Annotated in this window: 17 protein-coding genes; 1 reads left to right on the forward strand and 16 read right to left on the reverse strand. The window is 40.7% G+C overall.

Annotated elements, in window-relative coordinates:
• Positions 1–67 precede the first annotated feature (67 nt).
• The 16 genes from ACIQXR_RS11260 to ACIQXR_RS11335 all read right to left on the reverse strand — a co-directional run bounded on the left by ACIQXR_RS11260 (position 68) and on the right by ACIQXR_RS11335 (position 17,844).
• Positions 68–865: a TIGR00282 family metallophosphoesterase gene (locus tag ACIQXR_RS11260; RefSeq protein WP_402868465.1), complete on the reverse strand. Its 798-nt coding sequence runs from the start codon at positions 863–865 to the stop codon at positions 68–70.
• A gap of 128 nt (positions 866–993) precedes the next feature.
• Positions 994–2,553, reverse strand: a complete 1,560-nt coding sequence (gene rny / locus ACIQXR_RS11265; protein ID WP_402868463.1) for a ribonuclease Y — start codon at positions 2,551–2,553, stop codon at positions 994–996.
• Between the two features lie 342 nt (positions 2,554–2,895).
• On the reverse strand, positions 2,896–3,939 hold the full coding sequence (gene recA, locus ACIQXR_RS11270) for a recombinase RecA (protein WP_402868461.1): 1,044 nt from the start codon (positions 3,937–3,939) through the stop codon (positions 2,896–2,898).
• Between the two features lie 349 nt (positions 3,940–4,288).
• Positions 4,289–5,521, reverse strand: a complete 1,233-nt coding sequence (locus ACIQXR_RS11275; RefSeq protein ID WP_402868459.1) for a competence/damage-inducible protein A — start codon at positions 5,519–5,521, stop codon at positions 4,289–4,291.
• Between the two features lie 16 nt (positions 5,522–5,537).
• The gene (gene pgsA, locus ACIQXR_RS11280) at positions 5,538–6,122 is read right to left on the reverse strand and encodes a CDP-diacylglycerol--glycerol-3-phosphate 3-phosphatidyltransferase (RefSeq protein WP_402868457.1); all 585 of its coding nucleotides are present in this window, start codon (positions 6,120–6,122) and stop codon (positions 5,538–5,540) included.
• A gap of 174 nt (positions 6,123–6,296) precedes the next feature.
• Positions 6,297–7,211, reverse strand: a complete 915-nt coding sequence (locus ACIQXR_RS11285; RefSeq protein WP_402868455.1) for a helix-turn-helix domain-containing protein — start codon at positions 7,209–7,211, stop codon at positions 6,297–6,299.
• An 8-nt stretch (positions 7,212–7,219) separates the two neighbouring features.
• Positions 7,220–8,011, reverse strand: coding sequence for a DUF3388 domain-containing protein (locus ACIQXR_RS11290; RefSeq protein ID WP_402868453.1), 792 nt, complete (start codon positions 8,009–8,011; stop codon positions 7,220–7,222).
• 244 nt (positions 8,012–8,255) lie between these two features.
• The gene (locus tag ACIQXR_RS11295) at positions 8,256–8,513 is read right to left on the reverse strand and encodes a DUF3243 domain-containing protein (RefSeq protein ID WP_402868451.1); all 258 of its coding nucleotides are present in this window, start codon (positions 8,511–8,513) and stop codon (positions 8,256–8,258) included.
• Between the two features lie 82 nt (positions 8,514–8,595).
• On the reverse strand, positions 8,596–9,321 hold the full coding sequence (ymfI, locus tag ACIQXR_RS11300) for an elongation factor P 5-aminopentanone reductase (protein ID WP_403080009.1): 726 nt from the start codon (positions 9,319–9,321) through the stop codon (positions 8,596–8,598).
• A gap of 20 nt (positions 9,322–9,341) precedes the next feature.
• Positions 9,342–10,628, reverse strand: a complete 1,287-nt coding sequence (gene yfmH / locus ACIQXR_RS11305; RefSeq protein WP_402868447.1) for an EF-P 5-aminopentanol modification-associated protein YfmH — start codon at positions 10,626–10,628, stop codon at positions 9,342–9,344.
• Positions 10,628–11,908 (reverse strand): EF-P 5-aminopentanol modification-associated protein YfmF, encoded by a 1,281-nt coding sequence (gene yfmF, locus ACIQXR_RS11310; protein ID WP_402868445.1) that lies wholly within the window; start codon positions 11,906–11,908, stop codon positions 10,628–10,630. The genes yfmH and yfmF overlap by 1 nt, the downstream gene beginning before the upstream one ends.
• Before the next feature lie 212 nt (positions 11,909–12,120).
• Positions 12,121–13,080: an ABC transporter permease gene (locus ACIQXR_RS11315; RefSeq protein WP_402868443.1), complete on the reverse strand. Its 960-nt coding sequence runs from the start codon at positions 13,078–13,080 to the stop codon at positions 12,121–12,123.
• A complete protein-coding gene (locus tag ACIQXR_RS11320) occupies positions 13,081–14,151 on the reverse strand; it encodes an ABC transporter permease (RefSeq protein ID WP_402868441.1) in 1,071 nt (356 codons plus the stop codon).
• Positions 14,144–15,679, reverse strand: a complete 1,536-nt coding sequence (locus ACIQXR_RS11325) for an ABC transporter ATP-binding protein (RefSeq protein WP_402868439.1) — start codon at positions 15,677–15,679, stop codon at positions 14,144–14,146. Before ACIQXR_RS11325 ends, ACIQXR_RS11320 begins: the two co-directional genes overlap by 8 nt.
• Before the next feature lie 188 nt (positions 15,680–15,867).
• A complete protein-coding gene (locus tag ACIQXR_RS11330; RefSeq protein WP_402868437.1) occupies positions 15,868–16,965 on the reverse strand; it encodes a BMP family lipoprotein in 1,098 nt (365 codons plus the stop codon).
• Between the two features lie 153 nt (positions 16,966–17,118).
• Complete coding sequence (locus tag ACIQXR_RS11335; RefSeq protein WP_402868435.1) at positions 17,119–17,844, reverse strand: GntR family transcriptional regulator; 726 nt, start codon at positions 17,842–17,844, stop codon at positions 17,119–17,121.
• A 313-nt stretch (positions 17,845–18,157) separates the two neighbouring features.
• Between ACIQXR_RS11335 and ACIQXR_RS11340 the strand changes: the two genes are divergently transcribed.
• Complete coding sequence (locus ACIQXR_RS11340; protein ID WP_402868433.1) at positions 18,158–18,457, forward strand: DUF6509 family protein; 300 nt, start codon at positions 18,158–18,160, stop codon at positions 18,455–18,457.
• The last annotated feature ends 16 nt before the right edge of the window (positions 18,458–18,473 follow it).

Here is an 18,473-nt window from a genome sequence, read left to right on the forward strand (position 1 = left end):
CGTGTGAAAATCACGTAGCTTTTATAAAGAAAAATGGACAATCAGCCACGACTGATGTCCATTTAAGTTAGTTATAAAACGGGTTATCTTCGTTTATCAGTATTCGCTCAATGTTTACCGCCTTGCCTGACTTTTCATCAATATCTATTAATACAGCACTTAATAAGGAACGGCCAGCTTTAGGTACTTCAAATCGCACAGGGAGGCTCGTCAAGAACTTATGGATGACAGCCTCTCTTTCCATTCCCAGAATGCCGTCATAAGGCCCTGTCATCCCTACGTCCGATACATAAGCTGTACCTTGTGGTAAAACCCGGTTATCAGCTGTTTGGACATGTGTATGTGTGCCTACCACCGCTGTCACCTTCCCATCAAGGTACCAGCCCATTGCTTGTTTTTCACTTGTAGCTTCACCATGGAAGTCGACAAAAATGATAGGTGTCCTTTTTTGGGCTTCCAGAACGAGCTCTTCCGCTTTTCGGAAAGGACAATCCAATGCCGGCATGAATGTCCGGGCCTGTAGATTGATGATAGCGATTTCCTGGTGATCTAGAGCTATATACTTCAGCCCCTCACCTGGGGCACCCATGGGGAAATTGGCTGGACGAACAAGATATTCCGCTTCATCAATAAACGAAAAAATATCTCGATTATCCCATGTATGATTTCCCATTGTTACGGCCTGCGCGCCCCACTCCAGAAAACTGCGATAAATCTTTTCCGTAATTCCCCGGCCTCCTGCAGCATTCTCACCATTTATTACCGTGATGTGCGGGTGATATTTTTCTTTAAGTCTTGGGAGGTATTCTTTAACCATATCACGGCCCGGTGCCCCCACTACATCTCCTATAAATAACAATTTCATACTAAAACCCTTTCCTATATACATTTCACTTATTTGGTATAACTGGTTGATTGCACAGACATCCTCAAAAAAGTTCATACAAAAAATGAAAACGAAGTGGTTTTCACCACTTCGTTTTCCAAGCCAAATCATTTGGCATATTCTACCGCTCTTGTTTCACGGATTACTGTTACTTTTATATGACCTGGGTAATCAAGCTCTTCTTCAATCCGTTTCCGGATGTCACGAGCAAGTTTATGAGCCGAAAGATCATCTATTTGTTCTGGTTTCACTAGAATCCGCACTTCACGTCCGGCTTGAATCGCGAAGGATTTTTCCACTCCATCATAGGATTCGGATATCTCTTCAAGTTTTTCAAGTCTTCTAATGTAATTTTCCAGCGTTTCACTTCGTGCACCTGGTCTTGCAGCTGATAAGGCATCAGCGGCCGCTACAAGCACCGAAATAATGGATGTTGGCTCTGTGTCACCATGATGTGAAGCGATGCTGTTGATGACAGTTGGATGTTCCTTATACTTAGTCGCTAATTCAACGCCGATTTCAACGTGACTACCTTCCACTTCGTGGTCAATTGCTTTCCCAATATCATGTAATAAACCGGCACGGCGGGCAAGTACTTCGTCCTCACCAAGCTCAGCTGCCAATAATCCTGAAAGTTGGGCCACTTCAATAGAATGTTTCAGTACGTTTTGACCATAGCTTGTACGGAACTTCAAACGACCAAGAATCTTGATAAGATCTGGATGAAGCCCGTGAACACCCACTTCGAAAGTTGTTTGTTCACCAATTTCACGAATATGTTCATCTACCTCACGTCTTGCCTTATCAACCATTTCTTCAATACGAGCCGGATGAATCCGTCCGTCCTGAACTAGTTTTTCAAGAGCCAAACGTGCTGTTTCCCGTCGAATTGGATCAAATCCAGATAGGATGACTGCCTCAGGAGTATCATCAATGATAAGATCAATACCCGTTAGCGTTTCAAGTGTTCGGATATTTCGGCCCTCACGTCCGATTATCCGTCCCTTCATTTCATCATTTGGAAGATTCACTACAGAAACGGTGGTTTCTGCAACATGATCAGCCGCACAACGCTGAATGGCTAGAGATAAGACTTCTTTCGCCTTTTTATCAGCTTCTTCTTTGGCGCGGGTATCACTTTCTTTAATCATAACTGCTACATCATGAGCAAGCTCATTTTCTGTTCGATCTATAATGATCGATTTAGCTTCTTCACGAGTCAAACCTGAGACACGTTCAAGCTCCGTTTGTTGCTTGCGTACCGTCTCGTCCACTTTGCTTTCCATCTCTTCAATATGCTGTTGTCTTTGGTTAAGAGACTCCTCTTTTCTCTCTAAAAGGCTTTCACGTTTATCCAACGTTTCATCCTTCCGATCAAGATTCTCTTCTCTTTGCAATAATCGATTTTCTTGTTTTTGTAATTCGTTCCTTCTTTCACGGGATTCCCGATCGGACTCAGAACGAACCTTGTGAATTTCATCTTTTGCTTCCAACAAGGCTTCTTTTTTAAGCGCTTCCGCTTCACGTTTTGCATCCTCAAGGATATGTTCAGCAGAGCCCTTTGCCCCTGCTATTTTACTCTCAAATTTTGATTTGTGAATAAAATAACCAACAACTGCACCGACGATTAGGCCAAGCAAAGTGAAGATGATTGTCATGGGTTCCATCGTTTCACCTCCCCTTGCTATGAACTTTTACATAAAATGTTGAACTGTCGGCAAGTACATTGCACATAAATTCAATATACAGCTCTTAATTTTCAAAATTTTAGTTTGAAAAATTGTAAAATATACATATTAATTGTATAGTTGAGAATTTTTATTGTCAAGCCTTTGTCCCTTATGTATCAAGGTTTATTCTCGTTTTATTACTATGCATAGCAATTATGTATCAGTTTAACATAATTGAGGACTGCAAAACCGCTTTAATTTTTGCAATTTTTCCATTTCAAAGATCTTAAGGAATATAGAAAAGGCCTAAGCATAATTAGCTTAGGTCCTTTCCTACCATCAATCAAGTAGTTCAAGATGCTCCTCTTCAGCCTCTTTCGGGAGCTCAAACTCTCCATCTAGATTATAATGGTCCCTGATTTTTTGTGAGATTTCCTTAGCGATGTCCTGATTTTCTTTCAAGAACAATTTCGCATTTTCCCTACCTTGTCCCACACGCTCATCATTGTATGAATACCACGAACCACTTTTTAGGACGATATCCAGGTCTGCACCCATATCAATGATTTCGCCTTCCTGTGAGATTCCCTGACCATACATGATATCGACTTCCGCTTGACGGAAAGGTGGAGCTACTTTATTTTTAACGACTTTAATCTTTGTTTTATTACCAACGATTTCATTACCTTGTTTTAATTGTTCAGCACGACGCACTTCAAGACGAACAGTCGAATAGAACTTCAAGGCACGACCACCAGGAGTCGTTTCTGGATTCCCAAACATAATCCCGATCTTTTCACGAATCTGGTTAATGAAAATCGCAATGGTATTTGATTTATTGATAGCACCAGAAAGTTTTCTAAGGGCCTGTGACATCATACGGGCTTGAAGACCCATATGGGAATCTCCCATTTCTCCTTCGATTTCCGCTTTAGGAACAAGTGCTGCTACGGAGTCGATAACAATAATATCCACCGCACCACTTCTCACTAACGCTTCCGCAATCTCAAGGGCTTGTTCACCAGTATCAGGCTGTGAAAGCAACAATTCATCAATATTCACGCCAAGTTTTTCAGAATATGCTGGATCCAAGGCATGCTCAGCATCAATAAATGCAGCTGTTCCGCCAGTCTTTTGCACCTCTGCTATTGCATGCAAGGCAACAGTCGTTTTACCTGAACTCTCCGGTCCGTATATCTCAATGACACGGCCTCTCGGATAGCCACCTACTCCCAATGCTACATCCAACGCTAGAGACCCACTCGAAATCGTTGAGATTCTTCGATCGGACTGTTCTCCAAGTTTCATTACAGAACCTTTACCAAATTGTTTCTCAATTTGTTTTAACGCCATATCTAAAGCCGCTTGACGATCACTACTCACTTAAGTTCCTCCTCTATATTCAAATAATCGGCAGTCCGATTAAAGATGTTCTTACGTTAGCCATTCTTTGAGGACAAGGTCAATATCTTGTCTCAAAACCTATCTTAACTATATACTCTTTTTGCTATTTTGCCAAGCAAAAAGTCGAACATTCATTCGTTTTTTTCTTTTGGTTAAATCTTCATGAAAAAGTATTTTGTCTACGTGATTTTACCTTTTTCTTTTAGATATCCGCTAATAAAATGCCTTTTTATTGAATAAACTGTTTTCTTCTTTTCCCTAATTCGACAAAACGAAAACTTCTAAGACATAAAAAAACAGAGCCTTTTAAGCTCTGCTTTTATGTCGCTTATAAACCCCGTAATAAATAATGGCAACCATATTTTACACTTCTTACTCGGTTTTGCGCCCTGCTTCCAGATAAATTCAACTCTTCAAAGCGGGTGTCCCCATCCCGTAAGGAAATGCCAATGAATACAGTACCCACTGGTTTCCCTTCTTGTTCATCGGGTCCTGCCACGCCAGTAAAACTGATACCCACATCCGCATCAAGCTTCTCCCGTACCTTAGAGGCCATTTCCATGGCACACTCTCCGCTCACGACGCCATGAGTTGAAATGGTTCCTTCGCTTACGCCTAGCACATCCGCCTTTGCATCGTTTGTATAGCTGACAATACCGCCTTTGAACACTTTTCCAGCACCTGGTATGGTCGTTAACTGTTCTTGAAACATTCCACCGGTCAAACTTTCCGCCGCCGCGATCGTTAGCTTACGGACCGTTAATTCTTTAACCAGTTCTTTTATCAGCGATGTATTATCACTTCCATAATAATATTGACCGACCCGACTAAGGATTTCCTTCTCCGCTCCCAAAATAAGCTCTTCACACTTTTCTTTAGACGATTCTTTTGCTGTAATCCTTAAAGTCACTTCCCCTTCAGCTGCAAGTGGGGCAATGGTTGGATTGGTTTGGTCTACGAGAAGATCTTCTATCACCGTTTCCAGCTCCGCTTCCCCTATTCCGTAGAAACGAAGAACCTTCGAATCAATTCGTTCATGCTTTTCAAGCCTTTTCATGATTGCTTCATATCCGTAGTTTAAGAACATTGGTTCTATTTCGCTTGGTGGACCAGGAAGCAGCATATATGTGATTCCCGATTTAGCCAAGACCATTCCGGGTGCCATGCCATGGTCGTTTGGCAATACATCACAGCCTTCCAAAACAAGAGCCTGCTTCTTATTATTTTCAGTCATTGGACGACCGCGCTTTTGAAAGTACGCTTCTATGGATTGTAGTGCATCCTCATCAAAGACGAGCTTTTTCCCAATGTGGCGAGAAATTGTCTCCTTCGTTAAATCATCCTTCGTTGGACCAAGGCCACCAGTAAAGACAATTAAGTTAGCCCGTGACTCAGCAATCTCTATGGCTTGTTGCAGACGACGGTCATTATCTCCGACGACAGTATGGTAAAAAACATTGACACCCATTTCAGCAAACTGTTGCGATAAAAACCTTCCGTTTGTATTGTTAATTTGCCCCAATAGAAGTTCAGAGCCTACTGCAATGATTTCTGCATCCATATCAACGACCCCTTCGTTACTTAGAATTAATGAAAGCTTGCTTGTTTTTCACAAAATAATCGGCCCCAGACCATATTGTAAAGATTAACGCAATCCATAGAGCGATATTGGCAAATGGAAGCGAAATAAAAGCAAAGGGCAGGTTATGAAGCAATAAAGCAGATATTGAGACAATTTGTGCCCATGTTTTAATTTTACCCAATTGGTTGGCCGCGACCACTTCACCCGTACCGGCTAAAACCAGTCGTAAACCAGTAACGGCAAATTCCCGACTGATAATGACGATGGCAATCCAGGACTGGCCGTACATTAAATCTAAGTCAACTAAAACAATCAATGCTGCCGAAACTAGTAATTTATCGGCCAACGGGTCTAAAAACTTCCCTAAATCAGTAACCAAATTATATTTTCTTGCAAAATGACCATCAATCCAATCCGTAGTAGAAGCTATGATGAAAAGTATAGCCCCCGCTAGATGTGCCACCGGCAATGTATACTCTCCCCAAGTAAGTGTTCCCCAAGAAAAAGGTACGAGCATGATGATTAAAAAAACTGGAATTAGACAGATTCTTGCTACTGTAATCTTATTAGGCAGATTCAAACTTTTAACCTCCAAAATATACGCTTGCTTTTAGGCAATGCGCTTTCCATCATTGTAATGTGGCCAATGGCCAGGTTTACCTATGTATAATTTACCTCAAAATCATTGATGTATGCCGGTTTAACATGGACATTTTCCATATAGAAAAGAGAAAAATAGTCATCTAAGAGATGACTATTCCGCTTTCGTAAATTGTATCGTAACCAATTGCGTAGTCATATCATTGGGTGAAATAGTATACTCAAGCTTTTCATCATTGACAAAAATTTCCGTTTCGTTTGCTCTACCAATATTAATGACAGCTTCTTTTTCTTCAGTAAAATCTATTTCCTCACTTTCATTTTCCTTGATTGTCCCTTGGAAAAGTAATTTCCCTTCACCATTTGTAATACCTACCCATGGCGAACCTTTAGAGGAAACTTTCAATTTGAAAGTATCCGAACCTTTTAACTCATACGTACTATTTTTACCGCTAGAACTGACAACAGTCAAATCCTGCTCAATCTTTTCTTCTTCTTTTTCTTCTTCTACAGCATTGTCTTTATCCTTTTTATCAGCTGTATCTGTTTCTTTTTTCTGGTCTTTATCTACTTTTTCTTCTTTTTCGTTAAACTCATTACTTTCGTTATATCCAACCACTTCATTCGGTTTATCGCTCTTTTTATCATTGTCATTGGACTTACTCATACTATTGGAAACCAACACCCAAATCAATATAGCGACACCAATTACCACGATCACACCTAGGATTTTAGGCAACATCTCTACAAATTTGGAGTCTTTTGCCGGAATCGTCTTACGGGTTTGAACCCTTGAAAGCTGTTCAGGCAGTTCCTCGCTATAGACAGATGGCACGTCGCTCTTGAACTCCTCGAATATTTCATCAGGGTCCAGACCTACAGCTTCACAATATTGCTTGATGAATGCCCGCACATAAAACTTTCCAGGCATCATACTATAATTTCCCTCTTCAATCCCTACAAGATACCGCTTTTGAATCTTTGTCAGTTCCTGTAAATCATCAAGGGTAAGCCCTTTGGCTTCCCTAGTTTCTTTTAATCGATTACCTAATTCAGTCAAATAAAACACCTGCCATTTTAAAAGTCAAAGGATCCAAATTCCGAACCAGAAAACTGATCTTTTTGGTCCACAACTTCATATGTAATTTCTTCTTCTGGATTGTTTCTTAGTTCAATAATATAATCAAAGTCTTCGAGCGTATACTCCGTATTTTGAACAAACACATCTGGATGTTCAATGACTTTGACAGCATCAAGCCTCATTATTTCACGGATAAGCTGCCAATGTCTCTCATTGGCGCGACGGGTTGATACAATTCCGTCTAGAATAAACAAATTATCATTATTGTACTCATCCTCGATAAGTTGACTGCGAATCGTCTGCTTTAGAAGGGTAGATGACACAAACAACCATCTTTTATTCGCACAAACGCTTGATGCAACTATCGATTCGGTCTTTCCGACTCGGGGCATTCCTCGAATACCGATTAACTTGTGACCTTCTTGTTTGAATAGTTCGGCCATAAAGTCCACCAGTAAGCCCAATTCATCACGAACAAATCTGAATGTGTTTTTTTCATCGGCATCACGTTGTATATAACGGCCATGCCTGACCGCAAGCCGATCGCGTAATTTGGGTTCTCTAAGTTTAATGACCTTTATCGTATCCATCGTATGGAGAATGGACTCAAATCTCTCTATATTTCGGCTGTCGTTTGCCCTTAAAAGCAAACCTCGCCTGCCTTGGTCGACACCGTTAATAGTGATGATATTAATGGATAGCATACCCAGCAAAGATGATATGTCCCCTAATAAACCTGGACGGTTAACTTGAATTTCATATTCAAAATACCATTCTTTTTTCTCCACGATAACACTCCTTAAGCCTAGAAGCTTTTATCCAACCATCGAGTATTACTTATCCGTCATACTATTTCATCTTCTTTACTTTTAAATTATTACTGTCTAGATTCTATAATATAGTATTTCTTGATAAGTTAAAAGGAAAAACCCTATAAAAAATCTCCATTTTCATTGAAGGATAGCGGAATATTTTATATAACCAAGATAAAGGCCCCATTACAAGGGTAACGGGGCCTTTATCTTCACATATTTACTTTGTTCCGTTGTTCTCGACTAACTTGACCATTACATTTGCCATTGCTTGTTTTTCCTCATCGCTCGCAACGGACCAAAGATCAGCTAGCACTTTTTCTTGGTCGTTTTGGGGCTCAACCTGCTTAGCTAAGTAATCACCGATTTCGAAAGCCAAGCTATTTACTGTCTCATCATTCAACCCTTGGCGTTCACCCTCATTAAGACGATCTCCCAAGAAATTTTTCCATTGATCCCAATTGTCTAATACAGACATGTGTGGTCACCCTTTCCTTCAAAATAGTACAAGTATATTTTGTGAAGGAAACGATGAAATTATGCATCTTAAAAAATTTTATTCAAGTATACCAACCGCCATTTACACCAAGGATTTGCCCGGTTATATAAGAAGCCTTATCTGAAAGTAAATAGGAAACGGCTTCCGCCACTTCCTTGGCACTCCCCATCCTGCCCATTGGGATGTCGCCTTTAATGATTTCCAAATCCTCCGCACTAAAAGATTCCAGCATGGAAGTTGAAATCGCGCCAGGGGCGACGGCGTTTACACGAAGTCCATTTAATGATACTTCTTTGCTTAATGCCTTGATAAAGGCATTTTGCCCTCCCTTGACCATCGAATAAAGCACTTCACATGAAGCACCCGTCTGACCCCAGATGGATGTAACTGCGACGATGGTCGCCTTTTCTTGATACATTAATTTAGGCAACAATTCCTTGGTTAATTGAAAAGGGCTGGTCACATGTAGCTGAACCATTTCATTGACAATCTGCTCAGTCATGTCTGATATGAGTCCATAATAACTATTCCCGCTATTAAGGACGATGGCATGAAGAGCAAATATATTTTCCACCAATTTTTTGTAACCATCCCCGGTAGACAAATCTGCCTGAATCGGGATGAGTTCGACCTGAAATGGACGAAGTTGTTCAATTAGATCATGAATGGCTTCCTCATTGCTATTGTAATGTAAATAAAGTGAATAATTTTCTTCCGCAAGTTTTAAAGCAATTTCCCTGCCGATTCCTCCGCTAGCTCCCGTTATAAGGGCAAAACGCTTTTCCACTTTCATGCCCCCTCTATATGTTATTTAGGAAGTACCTCACAGACCGTCATCCGCTCAACGGAGATTAGATCCTTGGCAATCTGTTCGATGTCTTCCATTTTAAGTTTTTCCAAAACTGCTACCACATCGAATAATTTCATCTCATTGAATGCATACCGCGTAAATTGGTTGGCAATATATTCGGGTGAATTCAGTGAGCGAAGGAAAGAACCAATTTTTTTCTTAATTGTTCTTTGCAAACTTTCTTCACTTAAACCAGTACCTTTTTTAGAATTCTCCAGGATTTCCAACAAAGACTTTGTTAATTTTTCAGGATTGGCCGTGTCTCCACCAATTAAAGCGAAACCAAACCCTTGTTCCTGGGTATAATCATACGAGAAGCTTTGATCAATCAATCCCTCCTCATACAGGTCTTCATGAAGGGATGAACTTTTCCCGAACAGCATTTCTAAGTATATATTCGTTGCCAGTTCCCGCTTCAAAAGTTGTTCGCCTGTTTGAAAAACATCGGTGGCCTTGATTCCAATCATCACTTTCGGTGTTTGAACATTCATTTTTAAAATATCCTTATCCTTAGCTACTGTATCGGGCTCCTTTTCGAATCTCCGTTCGATTTCCGGTTGTTCCCGGTAGTCTTTACCGTTTTGATTATCCCGTATCTGCTTCATCGTTTTCTCCACATCCACTGGTCCTACAACGAATAATAGCATGTTGCTTGGATGATAGAACGTATTGTAACAATCATAAAGCATGTCTTTCGTAATATCTGCGATTGATTCGACTGTGCCTGCGATGTCGATCTTCACAGGATGGTGATGGTACATGTTCGCAATCGTACCAAAATATAAACGCCAATCAGGGTTGTCATCATACATATTAATTTCTTGTCCTATAATGCCTTTTTCCTTCTCGACGGTCTTCTCGGAGAAATAAGGTTCTTGGACGAAGTCTATTAATGTGGTTAAGTTCCTTTCAAAATCCGATGTGCTCGAAAAAAGATAAGCCGTCCTTGTAAACGATGTGAAGGCATTGGCGGACGCACCCTGCTTAGAGAATTGTTGAAACACGTCTCCGTCTTCTTTTTCAAATAATTTATGCTCTAAGAAATGGGCAATTCCATCCGGTACTTTTGTAAATCCTTCTTGGTTCAATGGTTTGAAATGGCTGTCAACTGAACCGTACTTTGTCGTAAACGTGGCGAATGATTTGTTAAACTCTTTTTTTGGAAGAATATATACCTCTAATCCATTCTCCATTTTTTCATGATAGAGCTCTTCTTTTAATTGGGCGAATTCAATTTTTTCCATTATTCTTGCACCTCCGTTCCAGATAGGAAGTAAATTGTATCTAGCTCAATCTTTTGGCCAACTTTGATAATATCTTCCTTGGTTGTCTGTTCCGTTTTTTCAAACCATTCATCAAGTGAGATATCTTTCCCCGATAGAACATTATGATAGAGGATTTCGACTAATCCCCTTGATACATCAATGGTTTCTAGAAGTTGATTTTTAATGACAGCTTTCGTTTGCTCCAATTCTTCTTCCGAAAAATTCCCTTGCTTCATTTCCTTCATTTGTTCATGAATGATATCTATCGCCTGCTTATAGTTAGCATTTTCGATGCCAGCCATCACCATTAGAAGTCCCTTATGACTTTCAAGTCTTGAGGCAGCATAATAAGCCAGGCTTGCTTTTTCCCTGACATTGATGAAAAGTTTTGAATGTGAAAAACCGCCAAAAATCCCATTAAACAGCTGGAGGGCATAATAGTCGGGATCTCCATATGAAATATGCGTCCGATACCCCATATTCAACTTCCCTTGTTTCACATCAGCATTCTCAATGATTTCTTGTTCTTTCTCAACTTTTCCCCCTATATTTCTTTGAAGTCGGGCCGGAACCCGTTCCGGAAGGGAAATATATCGGTCAGCCAGCTTCTCCACTTCTGACTCATCAATATCACCAATGACATACAGATCGATATCATCCTGAGCCAGCATTTTTTCATAAAAAGCATAAAGTGATTGTGGAGTAATGGTCTCCAGGTCTTCTAAATTGCCACTGGCCTCCAAAGCATATGGCTCATTTTTACACATTTCCTCGACAAGACGAGTAGCGGAGTATCTCATTTTATCATCATAGATTGACTGAATACGTTGCCTTAATGACCTGATTTCATTGGTAACAGTCTTGGCATCAAAAGCCTCTCCATTTGTTTTGGGATGAAAGATCACTTCAGAAAGCAACGCAAAAGCTTTTTCCAGAAGGGGGGTCGGGTCGCTTAAGAACTTTTCGTTGACGATATCAATGGTAAAGCTCACGACTTGATATTCCCCTTTTTTTGCCACATCGACGTAAAAGCCCGCTCCATATAGATCATCCAAATAAGACCGAAGCTCGGGCGTAGTTGGGAATTTACTTGTACTGCTTTGAAGCACATATGGCAATAAAGCACGGTATGTAACGGAATCTTTAGTCAGTGGAGCTTTCATTTTCAACACGAGCGTGTTTGTTTTATATTTATCCGTATGGACAATATGCAGCTTATATCCGCTTTTTTCTGTAACTGTGTCGGATGCAATAGACATGGATTAATCCTCCTCGATATGGAATGCATTCTTAATTAAGTTATTGTTTGTAGATACGTAATCTTTTAAACATCTCCTTAAAATATACATGTCAAAGGAAAATTCATGCAAGTTGGAGGTACTTTTTTTGTAAAAGTTCCAACTTAACTATCTTTACTCTGTCCCTGACATGAAAAAAACGGTCAGCATTATAATAGCTGACCGTCAAACTTTTATCTATTTCCTTTGATATACGGCTGACCAGATGCCTTAGGTGCATCTGCGCGACCGATGAATCCAGTTAATGCGATAATTGTTAGAACATAAGGCGCAATTAATAGATAGACAGATGGAATGTCTTTAAAGAATGGTAGGCTTGATCCCACAATACTCAAGCTTTGAGCCAGTCCAAAGAATAAGGCGGCTCCCATAGCCCCGATTGGGTGCCACTTACCAAATATCATGGCCGCAATAGCCATGAACCCTTGACCATTGATGGTCGCATGGTTGAATTCATTAGAAAAGATGGTCGCATATATTGCTCCGCCGATTCCCCCAAAAGCACCTGAAAGAAGAACGCCTGCATACCGAATTTTCGTAACGTTGACACCCATCGTATCAGCGGCCATCGGGTGCTCCCCTACAGCCCGGATTCGTAAGCCGAACGGCGTTTTATAAAGGATATACCATACGACAAATGAAATTAAAATAGCGATATAGACGATATAATATCCATTCGAGAAGAGGATTGGACCGATGAATGGGATATCGCTTAGTAATGGGACATCAATCCTCGGGAATGTTTCCGTAATACGATCTGTTTGTCCTTTATCATAAATCAGCTTGACTAAAAACATCGTGAGCCCGACTGCCAATAAGTTGATGGCGACCCCACTAACCGTTTGGTCCGCCCTGAATGTGATCGACGCAACGGCATGGAGAACCGAAAATAACAATCCGGCAACCATAGCGGCTAAAACTGCCAGCCACGGAGTCCAAGCGCCAAATGTTTCGGCAAAGGTTAAGTTAAATACAATCCCGGTGAAAGCACCAATGACCATTAATCCTTCTAACCCAATATTGATGACGCCAGCCCGTTCAGAAAATACTCCGCCGAGTGCCGTGAATATAAGCGGAGCAGCTAGAGCGATCATTGATGGTACAATAATTTGTAAAACTTGATAAAAGTCCACTTATTTCACCCCTTTCTTAAAACGATTGGCAATCCAACGAATAAAGTAACTGGATGCTACGAAGAAGATGATCAATGCAATGACAATGTCTACAATTTCACTAGGTATGCCTGTTTCAAGTGGCATGTTCAATGCCCCGGCTTTTAGTCCACCGAATAATAAGGCTGCCAACACAACACCGATGGCCGTATTCGCTCCGAGTAACGCGACTGCGATACCATCAAATCCCATACCTGTGAATCCGCCTTTTACGGCAGCATATCCGAATGTACCCAATCCTTCCATCGCTCCAGCAAGACCAGCGAATGCACCTGAAATGACCATGGATAGGATAATGTTCTTATTGACGCTCATCCCTGCGTACTCAGATGCATGCTGATTAAATCCAACCGCTTTCAATTCAAAACCGGTTTTGGTTTTTTCTAAAATGAACCACATGATGATCACACATATGATGGCTACGACAATTCCCCAGTGCATCCGGGAATAATCGGTCATGCTTTCAAAGAAAGGTGAACGAAGAGAAGCAGAATCAGCAATTCTCTCTGTTTTATCCAGCTTGTCCGTCAATACGTTCCGGATTAAATAGTTCGTTACATATAAGGCCGTATAATTTAGCATGATAGAAACGATTACTTCGTGTACACGAAATTTCGCTTTTAAATACCCCGGGATAAAGGCCCACAGAGCTCCTGCAACGGCCCCTGCTAAAATCGCTAAAGGTAAATGAATGACCCCAGGAAGTTCAAAAGCAATTCCTACCCATACTGCAGCCAGCCAGCCTACGATTAATTGTCCTTCAACACCGATATTGAATAGACCCGTACGAAAAGCAAAAGCGACCGCCAAACCGGTAAGGATATAAGGGATGATCGTCCTGACTGATTCTCCCACATAATAAGAATCCCCAACAATGCCGCCAAGCATGGAACCATATCCTGCAATTGGATCGTATCCACTGACCAACATGATGATAGCCCCTACAATTAAACCGAGGATGACGGCAATCACCGGGTTTAGTAATTTGGATAAATATTTAGATACAAACTTCATGATTTTGTCTTTAGTCATGTTGTTTCTCACCTGCTCCCGTCCGTTTACTGCCAGCCATAAGAAGCCCAAGTTCCTGTTCTGTCGTTTCTTTAGGATTGACAATGGCCACGATTTCTCCCTCGTATATAACAGCAATTCTATCGCTCACATTCATGATTTCATCCAGTTCGAATGAGATGAGAAGTACCGCCTTGCCCGCATCACGTTGTTCAATCAAACGTCTATGAATAAATTCAATCGCTCCAACATCGAGTCCTCGAGTGGGCTGTGCGGCAATCAATAAATCCGGGTTTCTATCAACTTCCCGGCCGATGATTGCTTTCTGCTGGTTTCCTCCCGATAGAGCCCTTGCAGGTGTATACTCACTTGGTGTACGAACATCATAAGATTTAATTAAAGAACGGGCTTTTTCGAATATTTTTCTTGAATTCAAGATTCCACCTTTGGAAAATGGCTGTTGATAATACGTTTGCAGGACAATGTTTTCCCCAATGCTATAATCGAGGACCAAGCCATGCTTATGACGGTCTTCCGGGATATGTCCTACCCCTGATTCCGTAATTTTCCGTGGTTTTAGATTCCGGATTTCCTTGCCATTCAATTGAATGCTACCAGCTGTCGTTTTCCTTAAACCGGCCAAAGCCTCAATGAGTTCGGATTGACCATTGCCATCCACTCCTGCGATACCGACGATTTCTCCAGCACGGACGGTTAAATCCAGGTTCCTTACGGCTGAAACTCCCCTGGCATCCTTCACTTCAAGTCCTTTTACATCTAAAACGACATCCGTTGGGGTACCTTCCGTTTTTTCCGTTTTAAATAGGACTTCCCGGCCAACCATTAAACTAGCTAGTTCATTGGGGTTTGTTTCACTGACAGTAACCGTCCCAATTCCTTGTCCTTTACGGATGACTGTCACACGATCACAAACTTCCATGATTTCCTTAAGTTTGTGGGTGATCAAAATGATAGATTTCCCTTCTCTAACGAGCGCCTTCATAATCGTTATCAGCTCTTTAATCTCTTGAGGGGTCAATACGGCCGTAGGTTCATCGAATATGAGAATCTCTGCCCCACGGTAGAGTGTTTTCAAAATTTCGACACGTTGTTGCATCCCTATCGAAATGTCGGCAATTTTCGCATGAGGGTCAACACGAAGCTGGTATTGTTCCGATAGTTTCCGAACTTCTTCACTCGCCTCTTTTAAATCAATTTTCCCAGCCTTTGAAGGTTCTTTTCCCAAAATGATATTTTCAGTGACAGTAAAAGGATCAACAAGCATAAAATGCTGATGCACCATCCCGATTCCTAAATCATTTGCAATATTTGGACTTGTGATTTTATGGGGCTCTCCATTCACTCGAATTTCCCCTTGTTCTGGTTGGTAAAGTCCAAACAGAACATTCATCAATGTCGATTTTCCGGCACCATTTTCACCCAATAATGCGTGAATCTCCCCTTTTTTCACTTGAAGGGTTACATTATCATTAGCGACGATTCCAGGAAACTCCTTTCGGATGTTCAGCATCTCAATTACATAATCCACGTATAATCAACCCCTAAATGAGTGTATATGAAACTTAACTAGAAGATTGGCTTATCCCTACCTTATTAGAAAAAACCAAATGAGAAACTATGAATCTTTCATAGTCTTTCATTCATTTTTTTCCACCAGCGTTTTTGGGGAAAAGAAGGAATAGGAAAATGTTCCCTACTCCCTCTCGATCTTTCTGATTATAATTCTTCTTGGAATTTTTTGAATTCATCATCCGTGCCAGGAACCACTAAATCACCTGACTTGATTTTCGCAGTCCATTCTTCTACTGCTTTTAAAGATTCTTCAGAAACATTGTCTTTCGATTCTGAAATGCCTACACCATTCTCTTCGATACCATATTCAATGGTTTCTCCACCAGGGAATTTTCCATCCTTCGCTTTTGTAGAAAGGTCTTTAACCGCAATATCAACGCGTTTGATCATGGATGTTAATGTAACATTTTCATCTGTTCCTGGAACATCTCCCAGTTTAACTTGATCACTATCCACACCAATTACATAAATTTCTCTCTTAGGATCTTTTTGTTTTTGTTCCACTGCTTCAGTGAATACACCTTTACCCGTACCGCCAGCAGCATGATAAATGATATCTGCTCCTGAAGAGTACATAGACCCAGCAGTAGATTTACCGATATCAGCCTTATTGAAATCACCGGCATACTTGACTTCTACTTTTGCTTTCGGGTTTACTGCCAATACACCAGCTTTGAATCCGATTTCGAATTTTTTGATTAATTCGGATTCAACTCCGCCGATAAAACCGACTTTGTTCGTTTTCGTTTGAAGTCCAGCTATAACCCCAACCAAGAAGGAACCTTGCTGTTCTTTGAAATTAATACTTGCAACATTCGGTTTATCCACAACAGTATCGACGATAGCAAAATGTGAATCAGGACGTTGGTCAGCTACTTCTTCAACTGACTCTGCTAATAAGAAACCAATGGCATAAATCAAACTGTAATCTTCACGGACAAGCGTATTCAAGTTCTTTGCATAGTCAGCATCCGATTTCGATTGCAGGTAATTGTATCCATCCTTACCTTTTTTTAAGTTATTTTCTTTCCCGAAGTCCTGAATTCCTACCCAAGCGGATTGGTTGAAAGACTCATCATCAACTCCACCCGTATCGGTCACCATCGCTACTGTGAAATTATCTTTCTTGTCTTTCCCAGTAGAAGATTCTTTATCATCGTCCTCTGAATTACCACAAGCCCCCAATAATGTACCAGCAGCAAGAACAAGCGAAAGAGCTAAACCCAATTTGCGCTTTTTCATTTTTTTTCCTCCTAAGATTGATGGTTTGAGCAGGAATGTTCTGAAAAGTCATTCATGTTTGCGTTTTCAATGGTCCACAAAAAAACTAAACGGTTAACGGTGTGCCATAGTGGAAACAAACGTTTGCATTCATCCTTATGTAAGGGACTATGCCTACACCCGTTTCCGAAGGACATGAAAACTGAACATATTGGCTTTAAAGTAGTTAACAGAATACAAGATAGGCTGGTCCCAGTCATCCAGATGCATCTGCTTTAGAACGAGCAAGGCAGCTTCAGGCGTACATTTAAGGATAGGAGAAACCTTCTCATGGTATCCGATAGGCTCTATTTCAGCTACGGCATGGGTGATTTTCCTATCAGCGTCCCTTTCCAATATATCAAAAAGAGACTCATCATTACGGTCGAAATTCACCGAGAGAATAGATTCAGGAATTTTATCGATACAGTAGATGACAGGCTCACCATTCGCTGTTCTTACACGTTCAATAATCACGATGCGTTCATCCGGTGTACATGAAAACCTGCGGATATCCTCTTCTGTTGGTTCTTGAGTCGTCGAACTTAAGAAAAACGTCCCCGGCTTCATCCCTGCCTCCTCAATCATATCCGTGACACTTTTTAGTTGCTCGATACCTGAAGTGAACCGTGGCTTAGGATTGACAAAGGTTCCGACTCCATGGCGGCGAATGATGATATTTTCTTCTTCTAAAATTCGCAGTGCTTCACGAAGCGTCGCTCTACTCACTCCTAGCTTTTTTGCAAGATCGAATTCAGAAGGGAATTTTTCATTTTCCTTGTAAACTCCTGATTCAATATCTTGCTTCAGGTAATCAATGACCTGCAAATATAAATGTCGACTATCTGATTTAATAGACATACAGTTTCCCCCAGCTTGTTTCTTAAGACATCAGACATCTGATGTTGAATCATTCCTACTAATCGAAAATAATATAACATTTTTTCAACTATAAATAAATAGAGTTTTACTAATTAACTGAAAAGAATTTAGTAGAATATACCCCCCTATTTTCTTCCACGTAGTAAAAACGTTGCAAATCTTACGATTATTTGCCCTAATCCAACTATTGGTCATGGGTAAAATTCTTATTGCGAAAATGACACTGCTTTCTTTCCAAGAATCCGTTTTGCTGTATAATAGAACTTATCTTCTTTGAAGGGATGATCGAATTATGTTAAACATTACAGAATATACCGTAGAAAAATTGACCGACCCATTCGGAATCTTATCCGGAGACCGCTTTGAATACTTTTTAGATATTGAAGTTCCGGAAGAGGACGAACTCTTTTCAGAGAACGGTTTATATATCCGGGTTTTATTTGTTGTCGAAGAACAGAATGGCAGACTTGTTAAATATGACATTCTAGAAAAAGGCAGCGATCAACTGTTTGATTTCGAGTTAGAAGATGAAGAAGTAGCCATGATTACTGCCTTCTGCCTAGAGCATCTAGACGAAGCGACAGTAAATTAAAAAATACCGGGCAGCT

The organism is Peribacillus sp. NPDC097224 (genome assembly GCF_044761985.1).
In the GTDB taxonomy this organism is placed as follows: domain Bacteria; phylum Bacillota; class Bacilli; order Bacillales; family DSM-1321; genus Peribacillus.